General features: G+C 57.7%; 2 protein-coding genes and 1 pseudogene. All 3 read right to left on the bottom strand.

The features are described from left to right. Positions 1-552, bottom strand: a pseudogene (locus APH41_RS27530) (hypothetical protein); the annotation flags it as partial. After that, a complete protein-coding gene (locus tag APH41_RS27525; protein WP_054922639.1) occupies positions 549-5,084 on the bottom strand; it encodes a SpvB/TcaC N-terminal domain-containing protein in 4,536 nt (1,511 codons plus the stop codon). The gene APH41_RS27525 and the pseudogene APH41_RS27530, both read right to left, overlap by 4 nt. A gap of 11 nt (positions 5,085-5,095) precedes the next feature. Continuing rightward, on the bottom strand, positions 5,096-9,286 hold the full coding sequence (locus tag APH41_RS27520; protein ID WP_156359106.1) for a neuraminidase-like domain-containing protein: 4,191 nt from the start codon (positions 9,284-9,286) through the stop codon (positions 5,096-5,098). Positions 9,287-9,303 lie beyond the last annotated feature (17 nt).

Genomic DNA, 9,303 nt, shown 5'->3' with positions numbered 1-9,303 from the left:
GGGCATATCCAGGCTTTGCAGAAAGTGTTGATACTGTTCCAGCACCGCGCCGGTCAAGCCGAACTCATTGAAATGCTGCGTTCCAGCCGGGGTGTCGTGGCGGATCAACTGGCCGCATTGGTTGTGCGCGGCAAAGTGCGGCGACGCATCGGCGTAGTGATGACGTTCGACGCACGCAGCTTGCTCGAACACCGCCACAGGCCTTAGCAAACTATCGTATTCAACCTGTCGCTCATTACCGCGAGCGTCCCACGCTTGCACCTGTTCAGCCGCCTGCGTGAACAGGCTGACACGCCATCCTGCATCAACGCTGTGGGAGCTCAGTACCTTGCTGCCAAGCGAGTAAACCTGCGTCAGGTTGGCCCGCTCCACCAAACGCGGGTCCCACTCGGCCACGACTCGGCCCGCACCGTCGAAGCCACTACGACTGCTCCTTGCCTGCGCCTGCTCCCGCCCACTCTCACGCCAATAGCGCACCGTGCGCACCGTCAGCCCGCGAGGGTCGCTCACACTCAGGCCTGGGGTCTGCCGGTGCAGCGCAAGGGCGGTCATTGCAATGTCTTCCCCCGGGCCTCTTTCATCGCCATCACCTCTTCATAGGTGTCGTTTTCATCCTCGTAAATGCTGTACCAAGGCCAGTAGGTATGACGCCGCAGGTAGTCCTCCTTGGCGAGGACGGTACGAGTAGGACGGCCCAACGGGTCATAGAATTGTCGGTCGCTGTAACCGTGTTGCCTGAAGCTGACATCGTTGATGTAGCGATGATGATCGGCAAAATAGGGCCTGTAGATGCGCACAATCAGCCCCTTGTTGTTGTACTCGACCCGCTCGCTGACCCGCCAGCGCTCAACATCCTGTACCGTCACCGGCCGACAATTGCCGTCAAGCGCCAACGAGCCATCTTCCTGTACATGGTAGGCATAACCGCGCTCGACCTTTTGCTTGCTCTGCAAGGCGCGACCGAAACCGTCCCAACAGCTCAAGGCGACGCGGATTTGTTTTTCCGGATCGAGCGGGTAGCGATCAGCCTGCAAGGTAACGGCGTGAACAGGCTCGCGGCGCACCTGAGGGATCAAGCTCAACAGGCGTTGTCGCGCGGGCGTCAATGCATCGGATGGCGAGAGCAAACGGGCCGACACACGAATATGCCCGCTGGGTAGCAAGTCGCCCTGCGCTACGCATTCGTCCAGCCATTGGCGATCCTGCAGGTCGGCGTCAGGCACTCGGCCCATCCAACTGAACGGGTCGGCAAAGTGCGCAGTGGCGGCATCCTGCAACGCCGCGGCCGGTGCATCAATGATTTGGCCAGGTGTGCCGCCGAGTGGAGGACGGTAGTCATCGAGCGACGCAAAGCCCACGGGTTGACCACGTTCGGTGCCGAAAAAACTGGTGGCGATCACCTGGCCGAATGCCCCGTAAAGCACCTCCTGAGTGTTTTGATTGGGGTCGATAATGCGCGCCGGTTGCAGCAAGCGATAGTCAATCGAATCCACACGCGTCTCACAGCCGTCAGGTAGGCGTACCCGAGTATTCAGGCAGCCATAGGGGTCGTAACTCAGATGGGTCACACCATGACTGCGGGTTTGCTGCACGGTGATGACGTTATAGAAACCCGCGAGGCCGGCGTAGGTATTGAAACCGCGCTTGACCGACCACAATGGCGCTTGCGCCCCGTCGATGGACGGCAGAACCAGGCGCATTTTGTGGTACCCGACCTCCAGGAGTTTTTGCTCCAGGTCAAACGGCATTTCACCCTCGTCATTGCGCAGCAAGTCGTACGCCTTGAGCGCTGCCTCATCCAGCTCGGCAATTTCCAACTCATCGGCCAAGGCCAGGAATATGGCCTCTCCATCCGGTAAGGGGTGAACCCCGGACAAGTCCCGGTAGCGCTGCACCGACTGCCCCACCAGTGTTCGCTGAGCTTGGGGATTCAAGGGGTTTGCGGCGGTTTGCGCGATAAAGGCTTCATAGCTGATCGCGTCGGGTTGCAAGCCGTTGGGACCAGAGCCCTTACCCAGCACCAGCGCGTTGTCACGTTGCTGAAAAGGCAGGGCCAGGCGCCAGCCCTGTGGGTGTGTCAGGTGAATAAACCGCGCCAGGCTTTCACTCAGGTAGTAAACCTGCTGCGCCGAATCATGGGCATCACACCACCAGCGTTTCTGCGGTGTGATTTCATTCGGGTCCACCTGGCAGGCCGGATCATCCTGGGCCGTCAGGCGCCGGGCATAACTGACCCTGACGCCATGGGTCAGGCTGCCAAAGGCATCCCAGCGCAGGTTGATCCCGTGCTGGCACAGCGGGTCATCGACCTGTTGCTCGTACTGGTAGGCGATCGACTCCAACGATAACGCCAGCATCACCTTGTAAGGTGCGAATTGACCGCCTACTGGCCGATCCAGCACGCGTACCAGGTAGCGGTTTTGCTCGACGCTATAGGGGACGTCGCCTGCGTTGCGCCCTCCATAGGTTTCCACACGCAATACCTGGCCTGCCAGTGCTTGGAGCATGCCAGGCAACTCATCGGCCTGGGGTACGACAAGTTCATCGACACCGTCGGCTTCGTGATAATGGCTAAGCAAGGTTGCTCCCAAGGGGTGAGCGGCCAGATCACCGTTGAAATACTCATCGCACGCTGGGTCGATCACTTGTCCGACATGAAACCAGGTCTTGCGCAATACCGGCTCACTGAAACCCGACTCCGGTGATGCCTCGGCAGCAGTGTCGGTATCAGTCGCCAGGAGCAGGGCAAAACCTCGAAACGTTCGTACCTGTCCGTCGTAAAAACCTTTTCGATATTCGAACCGTTGCGTCAGCCGATTGCCCGTGATTTCGTCACATTGAACCTGCTCACTCACCACCGGCACGGGGAAAGGTAAACGACACACGGCCGGTTGATCGCTGGCGAGCAATTGCTGCTTTTCATCCAGCCACTCCTGGGCCGAACTGCGATATTTCACGCTCGCGGCGGCGCCTTGGTTGTTATTGGTGGCACATAACAAATAGGGTTTGGCTGCGACAAAGTCATACCGCCAATGCATGGGCGACATATGCGGCACCGTCAACACCAGGCTGGAGCAACCCAGCCCTTGCAAGTCAGCGGTACTCACCCGGCAAAATCTGTCATAGCGAACGTTTTTGGGCCAAGGAAGCTCGACGGCGTCGTCAAAGCCGTTGCCACAACGGTTCATGAACACCAGCGCGCACTCGGCTTTCAAGTAGACCAGGTCTGCGGCACCGGAGCCGTCCAGATCCGCGAGCAAGACCCGCGATGCATCGAACTCGTCATAAGCAAAACCCAGCGTGCTGAACCTGAACCCTTTACCAAAGCGGCCTCGCCCCAGGTTGGGCCAGCATTCAAGCCGGTCGTGGCGGATGCGGATCAGGTGCTGCTGGCCGCTGCCGAGCACGTCACTGAAGGCGACCAACTCGGTGGCGGCGTTACTGATCAACGGCAGATCATCCTCGCCTTCCTTGCGCTTAACCTGGGTGGCGGGGGCAAACCCCGCTTGCCGCTGGTTGGCATACAAACGTACGCTGCGCGGGCCGATCATCGCCAGGTCAGACAAGCCGCCCCCCATCAGATTGGCCAATTGCCCCTGGGGATGAAAAAACTCGTGAGGGAAGGCATCCACGGTCGCGAAGTTCGACCAACTGCGGTCCGGGTTGCAGGTAAAAAAACCACACAGCCCAGGCTGGGCTACGACCCATTCAAGGCAGCCATCACCGGTGAGGTCGCTTAAAAACTGCCGGGGTGCTTGCAGGCGGTCAGCTATCGGAATCTCTGGCAACTCATGCCAATCGTCATAGGCCACGTCGTCAGGGTGGCTCGCCGCCTTGGCCCGCATAGGTGCGCGGTAATACCAGGCTTTATCGTCAGAATACAAAATGCCCGGAAAACCTTCGCCGTACAGGTCGACAAATTGATAACGCTGGCCGTCGTCAAGACCCGGCATCGTTTCAAATGGCTGATAGCGCTGGGGATCCGGTGCGAGCTCGAACGCGTTATAGATGAACTCCAACGGCGGCCGACTCTGTACCTTCCCGGCCCGGTCAATGGCTTGTTCATGGGCCGCATGCAGCAGGCTATAACCCAGTGACGATGGCCGATATTCAAGCAGTAGTCGGCGCACCAGCACGGGCGCCGACCCCATGTCTGGCTCATCGGGAAAGCAGTGGAACATCAGCACCTGCCGACACAGTTGTCGCGTCCTGAGCTCAAAACCATAGACATAGCTGGAGAACGGGTCGCTGCGCCCAGGCCATGCCTGGGTGGCCTCATAAGGTGGAGCGGTCATGAGGGCAGTAGGACGCTCACCATGATCGAACACCAGATGAAAATGCCATAGCACGCCTTGCCCAGCCTCAACGCGCCACGCATACAGCTGGTCATCGGCGAGCGCATTGCCGTAAAGCACCTTGCTCAAGTAACGCTGGGCACCTGCGTGATCGCCGGCCTGATAATGGTAGACAATATGCTCGCCACGCGGGTTGAGGCTTTCTTCGAGCAGCCACTCCCCCACACGCGCATCGACATCCGGGTCGGCACGTCGTGAAGCAGCGGTTTTGCCGTACAGGTGCAGATTGCCGTCCGCACTGTGAATCAGCCAGAACCCCCCCGGGTTGTCGGTATCGGACCAACGCTCGATCAGTGCAAATGCGCCTTCGGTGCGAGGCCAGTAGCGTACAACGGTGTAAGGCCCCACCGGCAAGCCGTTATAGGCCGTCTCGACCCTTGAAACCTCTGTACCCGTCATCGGGTTGCGTTCCGGCATCCAGGGCTCCCCATCCGGCCCCAGGATCACGTCTTCATCGGTATACGCCGGCACCCCTGTGGACGTTCGTCGAGTGATCGCATTGGGCGTCTTGCCCCAGCCTATTCCGAACGAGCTGTTGCCGTTGGTGCTGCTGTAACCCAGCGTCAGGTCCGGGGCAAAACCCCGCCCGGGGGAGATTGGCAAGGGCAGCTCGAACGATGCACCACCGCTGATACCGACCGGTCCCAGGCCGTTGCCGATACTCTGGATGGCGCCACCGCCCTTGGGCAGGGACGGCGCGGCGATTTGCAGCGACTCGTCATGGTTCACTATGCCTCCTCCTAGCCAGCCTTGGCCGTGTAGTGCAGCTTAAGGATGATGTCGGTCAGCGATTCGAACAGGCGGTTCCGCGCCGCAACGTCAGTCGAGGTGAATTCCAACGCCCAGCTTGAAATAGCGCCCGTACCCTCAAAGGGCAAATAACGCTCATCGTCGAAACTGAAAGTGAACAGCCCATCGTCATCCACCCCGCCAGACAAAACGATTTGCTGGCTGGCCCGCAGGTTTTCCTTGAGGGTGTCGCCTATCTGCACGGCACTGTAGGTTTGGGTCAAGGTGGCGTGAATGTCTTCGTAGGGCCCCAGGACCACAGGCAACGACACGCTGATACGTTTGATCCGGCGCACGCTATGCCCAGGGTAATTGCTGTCGAACATGGGCTGCGTCAGCTGGAAATCGACGCGGCAGTTGTCTATCAGGCCAAGCTTGATGGTGTCCCAGTCCTGATTGATGGCGGAGGTCGGATCCTTGTCCTTGAGTTGGCGCAGGGACACCGTCTTGGTGATCTCCAGCCGTCGTTCATTGCGACTCAGGTACGCCGAATCCATTTTCAATAAGGACAACTTCAACGCCTCGCCGGCGCTCAAGCCTCGGTAGCTGTCCTTCCAGACGCCCGCCTGAATAAAGCGCGTGCTGAAGTCGGCGAGTTCAAATTGCCAACAGGCTTCGGCGGCCAGACACAGCGCCAAGGTGGCATCGTAGGCCTGGTAATAGAAGGTCGCGAACTGGCCGTTGAGCCATTGATAGAGTTGCGCATTGCTAAAACGGGTGCGCAGAAAATCATAGCTGGCCAACGCCTGATCCTGGGCGACGCGGGCCTGGTTCAATTGCAGGGTGGTGGCGCGGGCCTGTGCTTCAAGCACTTGCATTTGTGCCTCGATCTGGGCAATTTCCAGCGTGGCTTGGTCACGGGCTTGCATCCATTCCTGGTGGCGGCGGCGGAAGTTTTCAGCGCGGTCCGTCGCCTCCGCAATGGTATGGAGCATCGCCGCCCTGGCTGAAGAATAGGCACTGACCATTTCGGCGACGCCCTCCAGGCGCCATCCCCCGGAGGACGCTACGGCAACGGCACCATTAGTCAAACCCGCGTGAGCCCCGCCGCCGCCGCCAGCCGAATTGGGGGGGGCCTTCAGGCCACTGCCAACGGCATTGGCCACCTGACTGATGTTGTCCAACACCCGCCCTTCCAAGTGCAGCGCTGCAGCAGCTTTTTCACCGGCATTCACCACTTCATCGGCCAACTTACGGTAGAAATCCAGGCGTCCCTGAGCCAGTGCCTTACTCGCCTCCAGTGCTTTTTTCTGCTCAAGGTCAATCGCTTGTGCCTGTTGTTGCAGGTCCACGGCAAACTGGGCGAACTCCCAAGCCTGGTGGTATTGCAGCTCCTGCAGTTGCGCCTGTTCCTTGCGCTCGATCAATGACAACAACGTATTGCCAAATTGGATCAGGGTTTCCACAGCACTGCTGGCACGGTTGTGCATCACACTGTAGCGATAAGGTGGCACCTCCTGGGCCAACAACCGCGCGGCACCACCGGAGGCCGCGCCCTGACCGAACGCCGCCAGCAGATCGCGCGGGTTCAAGGGGGCGGCAAACAAGGGCAGCATCAGCGGCTTGCCGTCCAGCGTACGGTTGTTACGCAGGTTGTCCAGGCGCGCCTCGGCGGTATCCCAGTTCTGGACCAACTCACGGTTGAAGGGCAAGCGCAGGTATCTGTTATCCAGATCAAGCAGGGTAGGGTCGGGCGCGAAAGTGCGCAGGTACAGCGGCGGTTCGGCGAAGTGGTAGAGCGACTCGCCATCGTTGGCCGCGGCACTCTCTTCGCGTAGTTGGTCCTGCCGGATCAGGCGCTGTTCGAACTCGCGCAATTTTGAGTTGGTGGCGTCGCTCAGGGTTTTCAGGGGGATCGGTTGCCAATGGTCCACCACGTTGATATCAGGGCGCGGCCCCAGCAGGTCAAGCACGCGCACGTACCACAGCTTGGCCGCTACGAGGCTGTCGGGGGTCAGTTGCCGGTAGGCGGCGTCACCCCGGTCCAGCAGGTTCTTGATGTAGAACATGTAGATCGCCTTGCGATAGCGCACCGGGTGGCTGCTAGCGATACCGTCCGGATCGGCGGGTTTGCGCGACACGTAGTCCATTTCTACCGGGTCATCCATCAAAGGCCGTACGTTCCAGTAGGCCGGACGGCCCTTCTCGTCTTTTTTGCGCGAAGGGTCGAAGATAAAGCCCAGCCACTGTTCGGCGCCTTCGAAGTTTTGCTCCTGGTTCAGACGGTGGCTGACCATGAAAGGCAGGTGCAGGAACAACTCCCAGAAATACAAGCCGTTGGCACCGTGAAAATCCATCTGGTTAATGGCCGCTGGTGGATTGAGAGGGGGCTCTTCAAGGAGCTGAGTATCCCAGGACAGCAGGTTTTCCAGGGCGATATTGGCGCGGTTGATCAACTCGCGTGCAAACAATGTATTCATGCGGATGGGTTGGCGTGGAGCGGTGCCGGCATCGTTTAGCTTGATGCCAGAGTTGGTGAAATCGATGAATTCGGCGATGCCCAGAGTTGGGCTGGCACGGGTGTTGATGCGAGGGGCGATCAGCGGTGTGGTGACTTGCGCGACAAGCTCCAGTTCTACGTAGGTCATTTTCAGGGCATGTCCCAAAACCTGCCAGGTGGTACCGTTGAACACCTTGATACCATGGATAATCGGAATTTTTTTTGAGCCGATGGGCCAGGCTCCCAGCCAGTCAGGCAACAGGGTTTCAGGGTTAATGGGGAGCCTTAATGTATGGGTGTCGGGTGGATTTATTACTGCGAATCCACCGGAGTGCCAAAGTGACGCCGCGCCAGGATTAGCTGCCATCGGATCACTCAGATTCAGAGGTCGCAGAATAACGTGCTGAAAAACATAAGTAGGGGGCCTTATAAACTCCTGGACCTCAGCGTGACGGAATCCAGCAGGCCAATCCGTCTGCACTGTTTTTAATACTAAACCGGTGTGCATCAAATAATCACGCACCAGCACAGCAATCTTAGAAGATATTGATATAAAACCATTTGCATCCGGCAGACCAAGAGTACAATGATGAACATCATATGTGTCACACAAGAAATAAGACAATAACCCGCTTCCAACGTATCCATTAGTACGAGAAGATATCAAACTAACCCTACACTTCCCCCCACCACTAAACTGCGAACCACTCAACACTTGAATTCTAGAACCGTTCAAAAGCGTCTCATAGCCCGCCGTTTGGTTTGCGGGCAAAACCATTTCAAGCTTATATCTATCTTGCGTCTCCGAATCAAAAGCCGTTATAGAAAACGTCACATCCGGAGGCTTTGAAAATACAGCTGATATTTTAGATTTAAAGAACACTTCCCCTGTAGACTTATCATAAGTAACATCATCCCCACGGGAAGGGCTAACAATCGAAACCTGCCTCTCTTCAAAATTCCAGTTATCCAGCTCTTGATGCGGCCGATGCGACTCGACACTTTTCAGCGCTATACTAAGCTCAGGCACTTTGAACTGAAACCGCCCTTTATTATCCTGAGCAAATAACCTTCCCACCCTCAAGACATGGGGTGCCTTGATCTCCTTTCGAGTTCCGATACTGGGCACATACCCACGATTGGGAAACAGCGCCGTTACATTAAAGTTCTTATCGATCATCGCCGTTTTTAGAAACGCATATTGATCCGCCGCACCATCCGTCGCATTACCTGCGGTATACCCCATATACATCGCCACAAACATCGACTCCGGCATTGTCGAACTGTCGGCCACGGCAATGCTCTCAACCTGCTCCGCCAAGTCCGTAGTCTTGAACAACGGTGACTCACTCCAGGCTTCAATGACGGTTTGCGGCATACTCCAACTGTCGTCGTACTTCTTGTAGACCATGTTCAAACGCAACATCGGGTTACTGTGTACTTTGATAACCGGTGAGCCCGGATCTGGCGGTGTGGGGGTACCACCTGGGAGATAACCTTCTTCAACCGTCATCTGAGAAGGGTTGTTATCCACACACTCCACCCACAATACAAACAAGCGGTTATTAAACAACACTGGCCTGATGGTGCGCTCAATCGCACTGGCCGAAATCGGCAAGTTAGCCTTGTGCCAGTCTGACCACGCCCCCGGCTGCGGATAATCGAACTTTGGCCGGTTGGGATCCGTGCCGTTGAGGTTCATGTAAGTACGCTGGGACA

Origin of the sequence: Pseudomonas sp. NBRC 111138, from assembly GCF_001320835.1 — a bacterium.
GTDB classification, from domain to species: domain Bacteria; phylum Pseudomonadota; class Gammaproteobacteria; order Pseudomonadales; family Pseudomonadaceae; genus Aquipseudomonas; species Aquipseudomonas paracarnis.
The sequence above is the reverse complement of the archived record's forward strand: the minus strand, read 5'-3'. Positions and strand labels throughout refer to the sequence as shown.

Excerpts from the sequence above, each read along its gene's own strand:
- APH41_RS27520 (WP_156359106.1), bottom strand. The coding sequence starts at position 9,286 with ATGAACCTCAACGGCACGGATCCCAACCGGCCAAAGTTCGATTATCCG.